Here is an 18,331-nt window from a genome sequence, read left to right on the forward strand (position 1 = left end):
AAAATTCGCAGGTAAAAGTAAACATCCTTTACCATACTGTTATTTGTTGGGTTCATACCCTAACAAGTGTCTAATTATTAACCATTAAGACGTAAAAGCAAGCCTTGTTACAGATTCATATTTTAGTTTGCATCCGACATATGGGTATAATGAAGGTAATTTTTTATCAATAAGTTAGGTGCCTTCGTTTAGTTGGCGCACCTAGGTATCAATATGAACAACGACATCGAAAAAGATTTTAATTTGGGCGGTAGTATCGACCGTGCACTTTCCGGCGATTATGAGCTCAAAGCAACGGCTGTATTCCAAGAAGCTTGGAAACATACGATAAGTCACTTTCTTTCGTTTTCCCCTGCGATTGTTGCGCTGATGTTCGTACAATTGGCTATCTTTTATATCGCACTAAAACTGCAACTTGGTGACCCTGCAGTTATCTTAGATGCGGTAATCGACCCTGAAGCCTTTACACCTCAGATCGTTGAATCGATTTTCATTGCGAATTTTAGCTATGAAGTCGTCAGTGCACCCATCTATGCCGGCATCTGTTTAATGGCAATGAGCCACGCTGCAGGTCTTCAAACTAAAGTACGCCACATAGGCAAAGGTTTGCAGTTTACGATCCCCGTTATTCTAGTGACTTTGTTCAGCCTAATGCTTCAAGGCATCGCTGGTATGATTCTGCCATTTCTGTCTATCTACTTCTCACTTGCGTTCAGCAACTCAATTCTGCTGATTTGTGATAAAAAAGTTCCGCCGATGCAATCGCTGTTACTTTCTCTAAGAGCAGTAAATAAGAAGATCTTCGTAGTCGCGTCTATATATCTAATGGTTATGCTGATGTTCATCGTTGCTGCGATGATGTACGGCATTGGCTTGATCTTCGTTCTTCCATTCTTCTTTCACGTGAAAGGTATCGTTTACCGTGAGATGTTTGGCATCAAGCTGAAGATAATTGCATCAGACCGCCCAATGAGCGATGACGATGGCGATAGCGATGGCGGTAACAATAACGGCAACAACAGTAGCCATGGTAACAAGAACAAAAACCCGCAGGTCTTCGATGCGTAATAACGACAAAGGCAGCGCGAGTAAATCTCTTGCGCTCAAGGTAACAACACTAGCAATCGTGGGTTCTATCTCACTGATTGGCCCATACCTTTACCAAGAAGAAGAACGCCGACGTACGACAGAACAGAGCTCTACTTCAGCAGACCAATTTGATGACTTGACTGTTGCTTCAAGCGCACCAAATTTTGCGGCTATTAAGGATGTAAACGAGAAAAAAGACGCGTTTTTCTCGTTCCTACGACCAAGCATCAAGATTGAAAACAAACGTATCACCAAAGAACGTGCGTTTTTAACTAAGCTCTCTGAATCTGGTTTAAGTAATATTGATTCTGAAGACATTTCTTATGCGAAAAGGTTAGGGAAGTTGTACCGCTTACCGGTACCTAGCACAGGTATAGAACAGACATGGTTGGCGGAAATGCTTAACCGAGTCAACGTACTGCCAGAGGCGCTGGTACTGACACAGGCTGCTAATGAATCAGCTTGGGGGACATCACGTTTCGCCACCAAAGCAAACAACTATTTCGGACATTGGTGTTACAGCAAAGGTTGTGGCCTTGTTCCGCTACAACGTAACGAAGGCAGCTCGCATGAAGTAGCAACATTTTCTTCAAGCCAAGAATCCGTACACCGTTACTTCATGAACCTTAATCGTAACCGTGCCTATGCAGATTTAAGAGCCATTCGTGCGCAACTGGCAGCAAATGGTAATGATCTGTTAACCAAAGAAACGGCGACCGAATTGACCAATGGCTTGTTAAAATATTCTGAGCGAGGTTCAGACTATGTGACTGATTTACAAGCTATGATCCGTCACAACAAGGTATACTGGGAAAAGTAACTCATTTGGATATCCGTTTGATTGACTTCTTTAGTCAATTTGACACCAAGCAATATCGCAAAAGAGCAGCTCATTGGCTGCTCTTTCTATTTATAAACGCTCAACTTCAACAAGATTATAATAATGAAAAAGACAGCACTCGCTTTATTAGCCATTTTAAGTTTTGGGGTTTCTCTTCCAGCTTCGGCGCAAGAATACATGTTCACGTATTCTAAACTCTATACTCAGCTGAAAAACAACACCAAAGAAGGGCACGATGATGTCAAAGTTGCGGTGTTCTTTGTTGACCAACAAGCACAGAAAACCTGTCACATCAGCAAAGCTTGGATGGAGAAAGAAGAGCACTACGAAGAGCTAAAAGTGTCTCCTGCGAATGAGCTGCTTCTACCTGTAGATCAAAACCTGCGCTCAGCAAATCCTCTTATCTTTGTACAAACCCAAGAACAAGAGTGCGCGTATTCGCTCGTTGTCATGACACAGGAACCTTTAGCTGAAACTGTTGAAGTTGCACAGCTAGAAAGCCTGTTACCGCAGATGCAAGCGATGCTAGAAGACGTCAGCGGCATGTTCTCTAGCTGGTTCACACCTGATATCCAAGGGTTAACGTTGGAGTTCAATGACAAGCTTGAAGGCAACATTGCTCTATCTAACGGTAAACAGATCCCAATTAAAGAAGGGCGTGCTAAATTCACCTTAGAAGAGCTGAATGGAAGTGACAGCATCACTTTACCAGAGCCAACGGTTCGCGTATTACCGTACATTCCCGCGCAATAAGTCTAGCTAGAAGCACTCCCTACGCTTTGAGGAAGTAGTTCTTAAGCAGCCTGATCTTTTAGAGAAGGCTGCTTTTCTTTGTCTACTATGCAAACCTCGAATTTGTTAAGACGCGTTTATCTAACCGTTTAGAGAGCTTAAAGCACAAAAGAAGCGGAATCTTTCCAATACTCAGCTTGTTAATCCTGCCGTTACTATTTCAACATCAAATAAAAATCCGTATAATCCACGCCCTAAAACAGTCCCACTAGCAATCTACAGTCGGTAATACGACGGTGTGAGAGTCGCAATGAACCAAAACGAAAATAAAAAAGAAACACTTGAATTCAACAAGCTTCAGAAACGCCTGAGACGAAATGTTGGAAATGCCATCGTTGACTACAACATGATCGAAGAGAATGACGTAGTAATGGCATGCATTAGTGGCGGTAAAGATTCATTTGCGATGCTAGATATTTTGCTACGTTTACGTGAAGCTGCACCTATCAAATTCGATGTTGTTGCCGTAAACCTAGACCAAAAACAACCTGGCTTTCCTGAGCACATTCTTCCTGAATACTTCGAAACTCTGAACATTCCTTACTACATCGTAGATAAAGATACGTACTCCGTAGTTAAAGAGAAAGTGCCAGAGGGTAAAACAACTTGTGGTCTATGTTCTCGTCTTCGTCGTGGTACTTTGTACTCGTTTGCAGAGAAAATTGGGGCGACTAAGATTGCTCTTGGCCACCACCTAGACGATATTGTTGAGACGATGTTCCTGAACATGTTCCACGGTGCACGCTTGAAAGCAATGCCGCCAAAATTGCGTTCTGATGATGGCCGTAACGTTGTTATTCGTCCACTGACTTATTGTCGTGAAACGGACTTAATCCAATACGCAGAGCACCTAGATTTCCCAATCATTCCTTGTAACCTGTGTGGCTCTCAAGAGAACCTACAGCGCCAGAACATTAAAGCAATGTTGATTGATTGGGATAAGAAAACGCCAGGTCGTGTTGAGAAGATCTTCAAGTCAATTCAGAACGTAAGTCCAAGCCAACTGGCTGACCGAGAACTGTTTGATTTCGTAAACCTTCCACTAGACCGTAGTGAAGATCGCAAGGCCTACGAATTCGAAGAAGCTGAAATTTCCTCATCAAATATCGATGAGTCAATGTTCATCGACGTGACTAACGTATAATAAGAATAATCGTTGTAGAGCAATAGATGCGCCTACAACAGACAAACAAAAACGCCTCAAGCAATGCTTGAGGCGTTTTTTTATGATTTTAAATCAGCTATAAGGTATTAACCTATAGACAAACTGGGATCAAGTGGACTGACGTAACCCGACGGTTTAAGAGCAAGTACGTCACAGTTAATCTTGTCGATGACATGTTCCGCAGTATTACCAATAAACACAGCAGACAATCCAGTACGACCCGTTGTACCCAGAATCACCATCGCAGCGTTATTTTCAGAAGCGACGCGAGGAATAACATCTTCTGGCAAGCCTTGCTCAACAACAGTTTGCTCTTCACTCATACCGTGTTTCTGGCGCAACGCTTTCATCGCTGTTAAGTGATGACCACGAACCGCGTCAGTATAAGAGGTTGGGTCAAACTCTGGCAGCTCGATTGTGATATTAGCAGGTGTCACCGGGTAGGCGTTTACCAATAGCGGCTCAGCATCTAAACGACCTGTGATTTCAAGTAACCTGTCGACCATCGTATCATTGAGCTCTAAGTGAGCTTCGGTTTCAGAGCCTACATGAACTGAAGCGTAAATCTTCGCGTGTTCTGGCCAAAAATCATTTTTAACCAATAGCACTGGGCTAGGGCATTTTCTCAATAAGTGCCAGTCAGTAGGAGTAAAGATGACAGATTCTAAGGTATCGTGCTTACGCGTACCTTTGATTAGGATGTCATGCTCGCCACTGTAAACCTCTGCAATGATCGCTTCATACGGGCGGTTATGCCAAACCACTTGCACGTTAAATTCAATGGAATCATCAAGGTAAGGAGCCGCCACTTTATTCATCCAAATTTCACGTTGATGAATTACGCCTTTACGCATTGCGTCTCTTTCATCGACAGAGAGCATAGATGTCATGTCATACGAGAAATCGTAGATCGATAAAAAGAAAGTGATGTGGCTTGTTGATGTGCTTTTCTTGGCAAGTTGGATAGCACGAACTAGAGCAGGTTGCTCATCGTGATTAATGTCTGCGACAACTAAAATTTTGTTATAGATACTCATAACTAAGCCTACTTTTCAGACCGAACATATAAATAATGTAGCGTAGTTATGGAGAGAATAAGAGAAATATAAGAGGTTTTAAGAGAGAAACATGATGTAGCTCATTATTGAACTACATCATTGATATCTAGACTATTCTTTTGAAACGCCAGCAAGTTCCATCAACGCATCGTGATCTTCGATAGTGATATATTTGCCTTTAACGCTCAAGATGTCTGCTTTTTGGAAGCGACCTAAAAGACGGCTAATTGTTTCAACAGTCAAACCAAGGTAGTTACCAATATCGCCACGAGTCATCGTTAGGCGAAACTCACGTGGGCTGAAGCCACGTTGAGAGAAACGAGTAGAAAGGTTGTAAAGGAATGCAGCAAGACGCTCTTCCGCGTTCTTCTTAGAAAGAAGCAGAATCATTTCTTGGTCACCTTTAATCTCATTACTCATCAGACGCATAATTTGCTGACGCAATTTAGGCATTTTGCCTGATAGGTCGTCTAGAATTTCGTATGGAATTTCACATACCATAGAAGTTTCTAACGCTTGTGCGAAACTAGGGTGCATGTCACCAGTAATCGCATCGAAGCCAACAAGATCGCCCGCTAGGTGGAATGCAGTAATCTGCTCATCACCTTGCTCGGTAATCGTGTAGCTCTTGATCGTTCCAGAGCGAATAGCGTATAGAGATTTAAGCTCGTCACCGGCTTTAAATAACTCTTGGCCTTTTTGAATAGGCTTTTTTCTCTCAATGATCTGATCAAGTTGATCGAGTTCAGATTCATTCAAAGTAAACGGAATACAGAGCTGGCTAATACTACAATCCTGGCAATGGATCGCACAGCCACCAGACTGAACACGTTTCGTCACAGGCTTTTCAGAAATCATAACAATCTTTCACTATTTGATATACGTCAATATTTTAGCATTCCTTAATCCTAAAGGGTAGTAAAAAAACCGGATTAAAGACGCCACCATACGGTATAAATAATAAGCTGTAGCGCCATATAACCGGTATAGAAGCCGTAAATGAGGATTAAAATTGCACCAAACTGACGAAATAAGTCAGCTTGTTGCAGTTTTTTGAGGAAATTTGCCCCCATTCCAACCGTGAGCATCGCAGGGAGGGTTCCTAAACCGAAAGCAAGCATGATACCCGCTCCGTTATACCAACTTCCTGATACGGCCGCCCATGTAAGCATAGAATAAACAAGGCCACATGGTAACCACCCCCAAATGAAACCAAATGGTAGAGCGTGACTAGGATGCTTCAATGGTAGAAATGATTTACCGACAGGAGAGATATAGCGCCATAGTTTTTGTCCGACTTTTTCAAAAAACAACAAGCCGAACCACCATTTGCCAATATACAAACCTAAGACGATCATAAAGCCAGCAGCAAATAATCGCAGCCAACCTAGCAGAGCGTTAAAATCGCTTAGCTGACCTATAGAAGAAATTGCACCGCCAATCACACCGCCAATCACGGCATAGCTTAGCAAGCGTCCTAGGTTATAAAGCAGGGGAATGACAGGGGAAGGTTTACTGTTTCCAATTGAAAGAAGCGACGCAATGCCACCACACATTCCCATGCAGTGACCTGCGCCGATCAACCCAACAACAAAGGCTCCGATCCAATCAGGCGTCATCGTTCTTTTTGTCTAAGTTAGTTTGGCTTTCTACGTTAGCTTTCTCGTTCTTAACAGGTTTACTATCAGAATGGTGAAGAGCATTAGTGTCTTCATCAAACAGAATGTTGTGGCCTTGACGCTCAAGGTCTTCAAACTGCTCACTCTTAACTGCCCACAGAAATATACCGACAGCGATGCACACAAGTACGATCGCAATTGGAATAAGTATGTATAAACTTTCCATTATTTACCTTGCTCTTTTAAAAGCCTTAACGAGTTAGACACAACAATAATAGAGCTAGCAGACATGCCAACAACGGCAATGTATGGAGCAACCAAACCAGCAACAGCCAATGGAAGAATAAGTAAGTTATACCCCAACGACCACGCTAAGTTTTCACGGATTATCTTACGCGTTTTAAGCGCTAATGTTCGTGATTTAAGTAATCTATCGAGTTTGTCACCCAATAACACCATATCCGCTGAGGCTTTCGCCACGTCGGTACCGCCGCCCATTGCGACAGAAAGGTGAGCACCCGCCAGAATAGGCGCATCGTTAATACCGTCACCAACCATCATGGTGATGTCACTAGCGTCTCTAGAGTTTAAATAAGCCAGTTTATCTTCCGGCTTCGCGTTAGCAACAATGTCAGTAATGCCGATCTCTTCAGCAACAGGTTTCGCGTTAATCAAAGAATCGCCAGTCAGCAGCGTGGTTTTGATTCCCGCTTCTTTGAATTGCTTAATGAACTCAATACTTTCTTTACGAATCGGGTCTTCATAAGTGAATGTTGCGGTATGTCGACCAGACATCGACAAGTAAATACCATTGCTTTCCGATGTTTGTGCATCACCAAGAATGAATTCACTGCTGCCGATAGCGACTTCTTGTCCATTCCACTCACCAGTGATACCAGAGCCAATTACGTTATTGACAGACTCTACTTCGATATCATCAGAAAGATGAGTCTTGAACGCTTTCGCGATAGGGTGGTTAGCATGTTGCTCTAGGCTCGCCGCTACTTTCAAACAGGTGTCTTTATCAAGTTCTGCGAAGGTTTCAACTTGGCTGATACGAATATCACCCTCGGTCAACGTGCCTGTTTTATCTATGATCAAGTGATTCACTTTGCACAAAGTTTCAAACACATGGCCTTTGCGCAGCAAGATACCAAAATTACCCATACGAGAAGTTGAGCAGGTGATGGCTGTCGGTGTTGCAAGCGATAGAGCACAAGGACATGTCGCAACAAGTACCGAGAGCATAATCCAGAAAGCATCTTCTGGACGTGTTTGGTGCCAGTAAAACCAAGTGCCGAACGAGATAACCAGAATCACAGCAACAAAGTATCGAGCAACCACATCGGCAATCTCTGCGATGCGAGGCTTAGACAGTTGCGCTTCATCCTGAAGGCGAACGATATTGGAAATCACGGAATCCGCTTTAGACGTCATCACTTCCAATTCAAACGATTCATCACCATTCAATGTACCAGCAAAGACGGTATCGTCTTCGTTCTTAACCACATGAATTGATTCGCCAGTCAGCATCGATTCATCAATATGAACTCTACCAGACAGTACTTTACCATCCGCAGGGATATGCTCACCGGGTAGAACCCGAATCTGATCGCCAACCTTCAAGGTTTTTACCGGAACTTGCTCACCGTCTAAAGTTGTCGCCATCGCAGGAACCAACTTAAGCAGGTTACCACTCGCGGCTGCTGCTTTACGACGCGCGCGCATCTCAAGGAAACGACCAAGCAACAAGAAGAAGGTGAACATCGAGATAGATTCAAAGAACACTTCGCCTTGCTCTGTCACCGTTGCCACTAAACTCGCAACATAGGCAAACAATAGAGCGATCGACACAGGAACATCCATGCCCAAGGTTCGGCCTTTAATACTACGCCAAGCGTTAATATAGAACGGTAATGCAGAGTAGAGCAGTACAGGCGTTGCGAAGATCAAACTCACCCAACGAAAGTAGCTTTTGAATTCCGGCTCAAGGCTGCCAAAAACTTCGAGATAAAGCGCCACGGCTAGCATCATAACTTGCATGGTCGCTAAACCCGCGACACCAAGACGATAAAGGTAGTTTTTCATCGAACGATGATAAGCGGCTTCTTGTTGGTCAGCCTCGAATGGTGCGGCTTTGTAGCCCAACCTATGAATCGCGGATAGCAACTCGCTCAGTTTGGCCTGAGTGTTGTCCCAGCTAAGCAGGGCACGGTTAGTCGTGGTATTAACACGAATACTCACAACGCCAAGCTTTGAAGAAACTTGTTTCTCAATAAGCCAAGCACAAGCCGCACAAGAGACACCATCTAGTGACAATGTCACCTCAGAGATGTTTTCGGAGTTACGGACGAACTCAAGTTGAACATCTTCATTGTCATAGTGACTGAGAGCCAGAAGTTGCTCTGGCACCAGATCGGCTTTTTCAGCCGGAGCAGTACGGTATTGGTAATAAGAGACCAAACCGCTATCTATGATTGTCTGGGCTACGGTTTCGCAACCCGGACAACACATCGGACGAACCGATCCTAAAATTTCTACTTTAAAATCCGTTTCCGCTGGTACATCTTCACCGCAGTGATAACAGGATTCACACATAAGCTTTAATTCGTTAGTTGAGTAGGAGTATCAATAGGGAAGTTCATGCGACCTTGCACTAACCATTCAGAATCATGCGGAGAAAGCTCAATAAACCATGGTCCTTGCATTTCGTGATCCAAAGTCATGGTGTAGTTGCCTTTCGCATCCGCTGTCAGTAGTTGAGTAAAATCGCGGTCAGGCAGTGTTCTGTGAACAAACATTGCGTTAATCGCAGGGAAGTGATCGAGTTTACCTTTCTCAAGAGTAATGATAACTGAGTTACCTTTCTCGTTAACTGAAGCTGAAAGGCCGAGTTCCTTTGCAATATTTACTTTTGAAATGTCGACATTAATGCCTTTTCCTTTTTTATAGTAATCCTCAGTCACTAGGTCTACAGAGTTCTGTGTGAACACAATAACCGTCATGATGGTCCAAATAACTACTGTCGCTGGCAACGCGATTAAGAACCACGGCCAAAACTGTTTATACCAAGGCTTTACCATAAAAAAGATCTCAAAAAAGAATAAAAAGAAGGGGTTATAAAATAAAGGAAAGACAGCCTCTTAGAAAGAGGCTGTTATTGAAATGTTACTTATTATCCGAGTTGCTTAAGCTCCACACGTATGATGAAATCAGTTGTACTTTATCCTCGCCTAGAATGTCTTTCCAAGCAGGCATCACGCCAGAGCGTCCGTACATTACTGTTTCCGTCACAGCTGCGCGAGAGTCGCCAAACAACCAGTCGCGGTCAGTCAGGTCAGGTGCACCTACAGCAGGGTTACCCTTACCATCTGTACCGTGACATGCAGCACATACAACAAAGCGTGCTTTACCAGCTTCAGCTTCACGAGCATTCACACTACGTCCAGAAAGGCTAAGCGTGTAGCTAACCACTTCTTTAACGCCTTGCTCGCCAAGTGCATCTTTCCAGCCTGGCATTTGGCCAACACGACCATGCATGATTGTTGTCACGATAGCTTGTGGTTCACCACCATATAGCCATGCGTCATCAGTTAGGTTAGGAAAACCTTTTTGACCACGAGCATCAGAGCCGTGACACTGAGAACAGTTTTGCAAGAATAAACGTTGGCCCACTTTAATTGCGTCAGCATCTGATGCAATGTCAGGGACAGAACGTAAACCATTTTCGTCGTGAGCTAGCTTTTTGAATGCTTCACCAAAATAGGTGTTGGCGTCATCAAGCTCTTTCGCGTACTCGTCTAACTGCTTGTTCGCTTGAGCCGCAGCAATCGAAGAGCGAGACTCTTCAATACTACGAACTTCTTGGTTTGAACTTGTCCACCCTAGTAGACCTTTAAAATTGCCAAGGCCAGGGTAAAGAGCAAGGTAAACCGCTGCAAACACAATCGTACTGATGAAAAGGTATGTCCACCATTTTGGTAGTGGGTTATTAAGCTCACGAATACCATCGTATTCATGGCCCATATCATGACCTTCTTCTACGCCAGTTCGATCTTTAAAACACCAACGAAGCAAGACAGCACAACCAATTAGGGTACCAATCGTAATCGCACTAACCCAGATACTCCAGAATGTACTCATTACTTTGTCACTCCTTGATTTTTAGAACTTGTTGCCGGCTCGTCGTCTGCAAACACTAGGTTCGCATCTTCGTCGAAACGTGATTTACGATTCTTGCCGTATGCCCACCAAACGATGCCGATGAAGCAAGCAAAAACAGTAACAGTCCAAACACTTTGAAATGTAATAATGTCCATAATTATTCCTTATTTCATTGCGTGGCCAAGCGATTGAAGGTAAGCGATGATTGCATCCATCTCTGTTTTTCCTTCAACATCTTGTTTAGCGTTAGCAATTTGTTCGTCTGTGTAAGGAACACCAAATTGATTACGGAAGAGTTCAAGCTTCTGTTGAGTCAATTTGCCATCAAGTACATTCTCAGCAAGCCATGGGAAACCAGGCATGTTTGATTCAGGAACAAGTTCACGAGGGTCGATAAGATGAACACGGTGCCACTCATCAGAGTAACGTTCACCAACACGCGCTAGATCTGGACCAGTACGCTTAGAACCCCATAAGAATGGGTGTTCCCAAACGCTTTCGCCCGCTACAGAGTAGTGACCGTAACGTTCAGTTTCAGATCGGAAAGGACGAATCATTTGGCTGTGACATACGTTACAACCTTCGCGGATATAAATATCACGACCTTCCATTTCCAAAGCAGAGTAAACGCGTAGGTTTTCTACAGGTTCAGTCGTCTGCTTTTGGAAAATAAGAGGGGTAATTTCTACTAAAGCACCAAAACTGATAGCAATAACGATCAAGATCGCCAGTAGGCCAACGTTCTTCTCTACCAACTCATGGCGATTATTTGAATTTGAGCTCATTCTAAATCTCCTTAAGCCGGTTGAGGGATAGCTTTAAGGCTATCTTTAGGTGCAGAAACAGTTTTGTACGTGTTGTATGCCAGTAAGAACATACCAGATAGGAAGATGAAGCCCCCTAAGAAACGTACAAAGTAGAACGGGTAAGATGCTTCTACAGATTCAACGAAGCTGTAAGTTAATGTACCGTCAGAGTTAACTGCACGCCACATCAGACCTTGCATCACACCAGAGATCCACATTGCAACAATGTAGAAAACCGTACCAATCGTTGCTAACCAGAAGTGAACATTGATTAGAGATACAGAGTACATACGCTCTTGACCAAATAGTTTAGGAACTAAGTGGTAAACCGAACCGATAGAAACCATCGCTACCCAACCTAGCGCACCAGAGTGAACGTGACCGATAGTCCAGTCCGTGTAGTGAGATAGTGCGTTAACCGTTTTGATTGCCATCATTGGGCCTTCGAAAGTCGACATGCCGTAGAATGAGAGAGAAACGATTAGGAAACGTAGGATAGGGTCGTAGCGTAGCTTATGCCACGCACCAGATAGAGTCATAATACCGTTGATCATGCCACCCCAAGATGGAGCAAACAGAACCAAAGACATAACCATACCTAGAGACTGAGTCCAGTCTGGAAGTGCTGTGTAGTGTAGGTGGTGAGGACCAGCCCAAATATACAGAGACACAAGAGCCCAGAAGTGAACAATCGACAAACGGTAAGAGTAAACAGGGCGACCAGCTTGTTTAGGAACGAAGTAATACATCATACCTAGGAAACCAGCTGTCAATAGGAAGCCTACCGCATTGTGTCCGTACCACCATTGCACCATTGCATCGATCGCTCCGGAATAAATCGAGTACGATTTAAACGCAGATACAGGAACAGCCAGGCTGTTAACGATGTGCAACACGGCAACCGTGATGATGAAGGCTCCGAAGAACCAGTTAGCTACATAAATGTGCGATGTCTTACGCTTAATCATGGTTCCGAAGAACACGACCGCATAAGCTACCCACACAAGCGTAATAGCAATATCGATTGGCCATTCAAGTTCTGCGTATTCTTTACCAGAGGTTAAACCTAACGGTAAAGTAATTGCAGCGGACAGGATAATCGCTTGCCAACCCCAAAAGGTAAAGGCTACGAGAGGGCCACCAAAGAGACGCGTCTGACAGGTACGTTGCACAACATAATATGATGTTGCAAACAGCGCACTTGTACCGAACGCAAAAATAACCGCATTAGTATGCAGGGGACGTAAACGACTGTACGTCAGCCACGGCGTATCAAAGTTTAGCTGTGGCCAAACTAATTGAGCGGCAATCAAAACACCAACGCCCATACCGACAATACCCCACAAAATTGTAACGAGGGTAAATTGACGGACGACCGTATAGTTGTAGTTTTGTTCAAGCTGCTTTTCTTGGCTCATTTGCATGCTTCCAATTTCTTATTTACTACACTTTACTTCCAACACGACTCACGTCGTAATGCCACCCAAATTAGAAAAGGAAATTCAGCCTATTCAGAGCTTTATTTCCACTTGCTGATTTTAAAAAAAAGTGGCATTTTCAACGCGACACTATACTTGAATTAACAAATCAATGACAGAGTAGTAACCTTACGCTTGGTCTGGAATTGGATTTTTATTTAAAAACTTTGAACTTTGTAACAAGGAGTAAAGATTATAATGGCGGCACAAAAGCTAACAAAAGGCAGGCTTGTTCAAATTATCGTCATGTTGGTTATTTTAATAGCTGCATTTACTTGGAGAACAGTGACATACGACAATTACGAAACAGTAAACTGTATAATTTCTAAACCTTGCCAAATTACTATTGATAAACATAATGTTTTAATTTCGGGTGATAACCTAGGGTATTCGATCGAAACATCTAAAACTGGTAAATTTATCATTAACTATAATGAGAGCGGAACTCTAGAAGAAAAAGGGGCATCAATTTGGCTGTTACGAACGAACGCTCAGAACTCCTCAATAACGGTTACATTTCCACAACAGGTAGCCACACTTTCTGTAAACCTTTCTAAGGAATAACACAGTAACAAGTTAGTCTCACCTCAATTCTTTTGATAGAAATATGTACTAAGTCAGTGAAATAGATTGTATAAAAGTGTTATAAAGAGAGCATTAATAAAATCTTCCGAGATCTATGAAATTTCTATCAAAAGTCTCTTATTCCCTAGACGATAAAATCGCAGTAGATGAGCTGCTCAGTGGGGTGGCAAACCCTGACGATATTGCCTGTCTTATCTGCTACTGCACCGAAGAGTACTCCACACTTGCTGTGCAGAGATATTTGGTAGATGCGCTCCCGAATACACCAATACATGGCTGCACCACTTGTCACGGTATTATGACCGAAACAGGGTTCCATTCAGGCCCTGTGATTGGGATACTCATCATCTATGATTCCGGGATCAATGCCTACGGTACCGGCATCAGTCACTTTGGCGATTCCATAGACCGTAGTACATTCAGCGCCATCGATAAAGCATTAAAGAACGCCAACCGAGAAGGTGAAATACCCGATCTTATCTTGCTCCATTCCACCCCAGGAAATGAAGAGAAGGTGATGGCGGCCATCGATAACAAATTTGGCACAGAGGTGCCGATTATTGGTGGAAGCGCAGCAGACAATCAAGTGTCTGGAAATTGGAGTATCTTTACCGAAGAAGCTCTTGCTATTAATGGCGTCTCTTTAACGGTGTTTTTTGCGTCACAATCCATCTATTCATCTTTTAGCGCCGGTCATACACCCACTCAGTATTCAGGCACCGTCACCAAAGTAAGAAATCGAATATTGTTAGAGATCGACCATAGGCCTGCGACCACCGTTTATAATGAATGGACTAATTTTCATTTAGGTGGCAGTGATGATGGGTATATATTTGAAAAGTCGACAGTTTATCCATTAGGTCGAAAGGTCGGTTCTTCTTACGACTACCCATATTTCAAGTTGTCGCATTCGATCAGAGAAACTGAGTGTAACGGTATCGAGTTGTTCACTGATATCAATGAAGGTGACACCATCTATTTGATGCAAGGCTCTAAGCAACAACTTATCAGCCGTGCCGCTAACATCATTCATTCGTCTTACTATAATGATATGGATCTTGAAGAAAAATTAGGGGCGATCAACATATTCTGTGCAGGACCAATGCTGCACCTAAAACAAGATATGGATGAGGTTTGTGACCAAATCAATCACGCACTTGGTGGGCTTCCATACATATGTCCATTTACGTTTGGTGAGCAAGGCAGACTCTCTGGTGGTGAGAATGCGCACGGAAATTTGATGGTATCGTCTGCAACGTTTTATAGGCTGAAAAAGTAATGGATACTGAAGACCAAGAAGCGCTGCAAGAAGCTCGTATTGAACTCCAAAAACTAAAGGTCCGTGAACGTAAATTAGCTGAAGAGAATAGGGTGATCCTATCGACTATCTCTGCGATCAGTAAGGCGAGTAACATATCTGAAATATTTTCTAGTCTCGAATTTGCACTCAAAAAATACATTAAGTTTGATGATTTTATTGTGGTATCAAGAGTAGGGAATGAGGGTAGTTTCAAAACCCTGTTAACCAATAACAAAGTATTCGAACAAATGAATTGGACAGATTGTGGCAAGCTATCGCGAGTCATTAATGGAGAATGTGCGATTCTTTTTGAACCCAAATCTCTGGGTGAATTCAGCACTTTGCATCCCATTATCCTAGACCAAATTAACTCTGTACTGATTACTGGTATTGATAGCGGGCTAACACAATCCGTTATCATCTTTATCCATTCCAATACCAAACACTTTAGTATTGAAACCAAAGCCACTCTAAACCGATTTCGACCACTGATTGAGCGTGCTGTTTTCGATATTGAAAACAAAGAAAAACTTGAAGCGACAGTCCGAGAACGTACAGCAGAACTCGTAGCAGCAAGAAAAGACGCAGAAAGAGCCAACAAAGCCAAATCTGAATTCTTAGCAATGATGAGTCATGAGTTAAGAACGCCGCTAAACGCTACCATAGGCTTAATCGACACGCTAAAGTCCACACCGCTGAATGATGAACAACAGTCTATATTGTTAAATATGAGTACATCATCTGAACTCCTATTGGCGATCATCAGTGATGTATTGGACTTTTCGAAGATTGAATCTGGATGTTTCTCGTTGGCACCTCAATGGAGTAGCGCAAGAGACACTGTAACTTTTGTTTTATCTGAACAAAAGAAGATAGCAGACGATAAAGGGTTGTCGTTAACCCTAACTAGCGACATTCCAGAAGGTGAACTACATTACATCGACCCAAGTCGCTTAGCACAGATCCTTTTTAATCTCATTGGTAACGCAATAAAGTTCACTGAACACGGGCATGTACATGTTTCTATTACATACCAGCACAGTTCATTCCGTATTAGCGTAGAAGACACCGGAATTGGCATCAGCTCACAGCAACTTTCGTCGTTATTCAGTCCATTCGTGCAAGCCGATAGCACAATCACACGTAGGTTTGGTGGCACCGGCTTAGGTTTAGCAATAACAAAACGACTAGTAGAACTGATGCGCGGGCGTATATCGGTCGAGAGTGAGCCAGGAAAAGGCTCGAAATTTGAAGTGCGGTTACCCGTTCTAACGAGAGTTACGAACAATCAAGATCATGCTGCAGAAGATAAATACTCGCAAGTTCCAAGAACCCGTTATTCAGTGTTAGTTGTTGAAGACAACCCAACCAATCAGATGGTGATTAAATTGATGCTTGCGCGTCAAGGCCACGAAGTTTTCATCGCAAGCAACGGTGAAGAAGCCATTGGCTTTGTAGAAAGAGGTAATGATCCGATAGACATTATCTTGATGGATGTGTCGATGCCAGTTATGGACGGAATAACCACAACCAAATATATGAGAGACGCAAACATCAAAACACCAATCGTCGCGCTAACGGCACACACATCAGTAGAAGATAAATTTTCTTGTTTAGATGTCGGTATGAATGATTTCATTACCAAACCTGTAAGAACCAAAGAGATCATTGAAGCAATTGATAGGTTAATGCTTGAAGTCTAATAAACGATTCTTAATCGAAGATTAGGAAATATGTTTATTAGGTATTTTATGGTAAATAGACTTACTGTTAAATAGAACGTCAGTTTGGTAGTCAAACAAGAGGCAGGGCATCACATAAAGGTACCTGCCTTATAAACACTAAACCCAATTTAACATAATATACATAATACGCACTGAGCGTTCTTAGAGAGTCAGTAGAACTATAACCACCTAGACACACTCAACAAAGCCTAACCAAGCTTTAAAAGCGCTTAGCGGGATGATGAAGTTACATTTACACCTCTAGCTCTGCTACGGTCGCAAGCTCCCTACTTTTCGGGCAATAAAAAAGGCACTCCCCAAAAATATGAAGAGTGCCCTTATCCCTACGGGGTTAGACCTAATCAACATTGAATTTTGAGCATTCAAAAATAGAATTTGATTGCTCGACAGAAAACAAACTTAATCTAACTATCACAATCACCAGAAGCCAAAGAAAAAACCTGAGCATACATAAGAACGCCTTGTAAACTCTCTATCTCATCCAGCAAATGCCCTGTAATCCCTGCGCGAATATCATCAGTATAAGCTCCAGAATCCAAAAACATAGAAATACTATGCAGACGGTTAACCTTGGCTGAAACATCAGCCAAGGTATATTTCTCGCATGATTTTTTCTTATCCATCTCACTAAGCGAATAAGTTGGAGCATTGCTATCGGCGTGTGTATTTACAATAATTGTATCCATATGATTATTCCTAATTTTCGTGGTTGGGGTTTCATACATTCAGGGACGCTGTAACGTCCCTGAATGCTCACAGAAAAAAATCAATCTATACGACCTTTCCTTAGGCAAGACAGCATATATCTCTTCAAAGCAACTGTTGGAGAAGACTGATCGCGTTTACATAGCTTTTTAAAATCCTCCTTAAGCTCAGAGTTACAACGAAAGTTAAAATTCGAATCCAAATTATCAGAGTAAGACTTGCTTCTATCCTCATGAATTTGGCGCACTTTCTTGGTGTCCCAAGGACTAGGTATATCTGACATAAAGCACCCTATTGCAATTGCATTGAAATCACAAAAAGAATAACAAACCATATTTGCAATTACAAGAGATTTGCAAATGATTTTTTCAGACAAAAATAGCGAAAGCTAACTTATTGATTAATAAGACAAGGCAGTGAGGAAATACAATATTTAGACAAGAGTACACTATTAAAGATAGTGTACTCTGGGAAACGAAAGCCCCGACCCCGCGCTGCGCTTGCCTCGGAGTTCGGTGGCTTTCTTCCGTTAAAAAACCATAAAAAAAAGGAAAGACAAAAGAACTCGCTAAAGCTCAAACACTGGCGCGCTATGCTTGCGAATACGGGGGTGGCTCAATTTATATTATTCTGCAAATCACAACATCGAGAACAGGCTTAGCAGCATAATATAATGACCGGTTCGTGCTGCAGGAGCCGATTTTGAGACATTGAACGGATGGTAAGCAGTGGATTGTTCTAAATACGCATTATGCAAATTATGTTACGGGTTAACTTCTAATAACGATTTTCCTAACGAGCATCAAAAAGGCCGGACAAGCCGACCTCCTCATTGAGCATGTTACTCACCCACGTTCTTATTCAGTTAAGCAAAGCGAACCACTCAACATAATTTAGACCCATAATACGCACTGAATTTGTAAGCCCCATGATCCGCACCAGCAGTTTTGGACACTGAGTTAAGTGAGTACAATCACTAATGAG

Annotated in this window: 18 protein-coding genes; 7 read left to right on the forward strand and 11 right to left on the reverse strand. The window is 42.7% G+C overall.

Annotated features, from left to right (window positions below):
• The first annotated feature begins 213 nt into the window (after positions 1–213).
• The 4 genes from ACED28_RS10450 (at position 214) to ttcA (ending at position 3,866) form a co-directional block, all read left to right on the forward strand.
• A complete protein-coding gene (locus ACED28_RS10450; RefSeq protein ID WP_371709799.1) occupies positions 214–1,068 on the forward strand; it encodes a hypothetical protein in 855 nt (284 codons plus the stop codon).
• On the forward strand, positions 1,061–1,909 hold the full coding sequence (locus ACED28_RS10455; RefSeq protein ID WP_371709800.1) for a glucosaminidase domain-containing protein: 849 nt from the start codon (positions 1,061–1,063) through the stop codon (positions 1,907–1,909). Before ACED28_RS10450 ends, ACED28_RS10455 begins: the two co-directional genes overlap by 8 nt.
• Before the next feature lie 123 nt (positions 1,910–2,032).
• The gene (locus ACED28_RS10460; protein WP_009846717.1) at positions 2,033–2,683 is read left to right on the forward strand and encodes a DUF2987 domain-containing protein; all 651 of its coding nucleotides are present in this window, start codon (positions 2,033–2,035) and stop codon (positions 2,681–2,683) included.
• A 289-nt stretch (positions 2,684–2,972) separates the two neighbouring features.
• Positions 2,973–3,866 carry a tRNA 2-thiocytidine(32) synthetase TtcA gene (gene ttcA, locus ACED28_RS10465; protein ID WP_009846716.1) on the forward strand — a complete coding sequence of 298 codons (894 nt, stop codon included), beginning with the start codon at positions 2,973–2,975 and terminating at the stop codon, positions 3,864–3,866.
• A gap of 107 nt (positions 3,867–3,973) precedes the next feature.
• Here ttcA and uspE read toward each other — a convergent pair whose 3' ends face one another.
• The 10 genes from uspE to ccoN form a co-directional block, all read right to left on the reverse strand.
• On the reverse strand, positions 3,974–4,924 hold the full coding sequence (gene uspE, locus ACED28_RS10470) for a universal stress protein UspE (RefSeq protein ID WP_371709801.1): 951 nt from the start codon (positions 4,922–4,924) through the stop codon (positions 3,974–3,976).
• Positions 4,925–5,056: 132 nt separating this feature from the next.
• The gene (locus tag ACED28_RS10475) at positions 5,057–5,803 is read right to left on the reverse strand and encodes an FNR family transcription factor (RefSeq protein ID WP_009846714.1); all 747 of its coding nucleotides are present in this window, start codon (positions 5,801–5,803) and stop codon (positions 5,057–5,059) included.
• Between the two features lie 74 nt (positions 5,804–5,877).
• Positions 5,878–6,564 carry a sulfite exporter TauE/SafE family protein gene (locus ACED28_RS10480; protein ID WP_371709802.1) on the reverse strand — a complete coding sequence of 229 codons (687 nt, stop codon included), beginning with the start codon at positions 6,562–6,564 and terminating at the stop codon, positions 5,878–5,880.
• Positions 6,554–6,790, reverse strand: coding sequence for a cbb3-type cytochrome oxidase assembly protein CcoS (gene ccoS / locus ACED28_RS10485; protein WP_009846712.1), 237 nt, complete (start codon positions 6,788–6,790; stop codon positions 6,554–6,556). Before ccoS ends, ACED28_RS10480 begins: the two co-directional genes overlap by 11 nt.
• Positions 6,790–9,162 (reverse strand): heavy metal translocating P-type ATPase, encoded by a 2,373-nt coding sequence (locus tag ACED28_RS10490; RefSeq protein ID WP_371709803.1) that lies wholly within the window; start codon positions 9,160–9,162, stop codon positions 6,790–6,792. Before ACED28_RS10490 ends, ccoS begins: the two co-directional genes overlap by 1 nt.
• Positions 9,163–9,167: 5 nt before the next feature.
• The gene (locus tag ACED28_RS10495; protein WP_009846710.1) at positions 9,168–9,647 is read right to left on the reverse strand and encodes a FixH family protein; all 480 of its coding nucleotides are present in this window, start codon (positions 9,645–9,647) and stop codon (positions 9,168–9,170) included.
• Positions 9,648–9,732: 85 nt separating this feature from the next.
• Positions 9,733–10,707 (reverse strand): cytochrome-c oxidase, cbb3-type subunit III, encoded by a 975-nt coding sequence (gene ccoP, locus ACED28_RS10500; protein ID WP_009846709.1) that lies wholly within the window; start codon positions 10,705–10,707, stop codon positions 9,733–9,735.
• Entirely contained in the window at positions 10,707–10,883 is a 177-nt protein-coding gene (locus ACED28_RS10505; protein ID WP_009846708.1) for a CcoQ/FixQ family Cbb3-type cytochrome c oxidase assembly chaperone, read from the reverse strand. The genes ccoP and ACED28_RS10505 overlap by 1 nt, the downstream gene beginning before the upstream one ends.
• A gap of 9 nt (positions 10,884–10,892) precedes the next feature.
• On the reverse strand, positions 10,893–11,513 hold the full coding sequence (gene ccoO, locus ACED28_RS10510) for a cytochrome-c oxidase, cbb3-type subunit II (RefSeq protein WP_122047301.1): 621 nt from the start codon (positions 11,511–11,513) through the stop codon (positions 10,893–10,895).
• 11 nt (positions 11,514–11,524) lie between these two features.
• Positions 11,525–12,958 carry a cytochrome-c oxidase, cbb3-type subunit I gene (ccoN, locus tag ACED28_RS10515; protein WP_008221953.1) on the reverse strand — a complete coding sequence of 478 codons (1,434 nt, stop codon included), beginning with the start codon at positions 12,956–12,958 and terminating at the stop codon, positions 11,525–11,527.
• 252 nt (positions 12,959–13,210) lie between these two features.
• Between ccoN and ACED28_RS10520 the strand changes: the two genes are divergently transcribed.
• The 3 genes from ACED28_RS10520 to ACED28_RS10530 all read left to right on the forward strand — a co-directional run bounded on the left by ACED28_RS10520 (position 13,211) and on the right by ACED28_RS10530 (position 16,600).
• Positions 13,211–13,576 (forward strand): hypothetical protein, encoded by a 366-nt coding sequence (locus ACED28_RS10520; protein ID WP_371709804.1) that lies wholly within the window; start codon positions 13,211–13,213, stop codon positions 13,574–13,576.
• 115 nt (positions 13,577–13,691) lie between these two features.
• Positions 13,692–14,876, forward strand: a complete 1,185-nt coding sequence (locus ACED28_RS10525; protein WP_009846705.1) for an FIST signal transduction protein — start codon at positions 13,692–13,694, stop codon at positions 14,874–14,876.
• Positions 14,876–16,600 (forward strand): ATP-binding protein, encoded by a 1,725-nt coding sequence (locus ACED28_RS10530; protein WP_371709805.1) that lies wholly within the window; start codon positions 14,876–14,878, stop codon positions 16,598–16,600. The genes ACED28_RS10525 and ACED28_RS10530 overlap by 1 nt, the downstream gene beginning before the upstream one ends.
• 446 nt (positions 16,601–17,046) lie before the next feature.
• Here ACED28_RS10530 and ACED28_RS10535 read toward each other — a convergent pair whose 3' ends face one another.
• On the reverse strand, positions 17,047–17,328 hold the full coding sequence (locus tag ACED28_RS10535) for a hypothetical protein (RefSeq protein ID WP_371709806.1): 282 nt from the start codon (positions 17,326–17,328) through the stop codon (positions 17,047–17,049).
• Positions 17,329–18,331 lie beyond the last annotated feature (1,003 nt).

Origin of the sequence: Vibrio sp. 1F253, assembly GCF_041439295.1 — a bacterium.
GTDB lineage: Bacteria > Pseudomonadota > Gammaproteobacteria > Enterobacterales > Vibrionaceae > Vibrio > Vibrio tasmaniensis_A.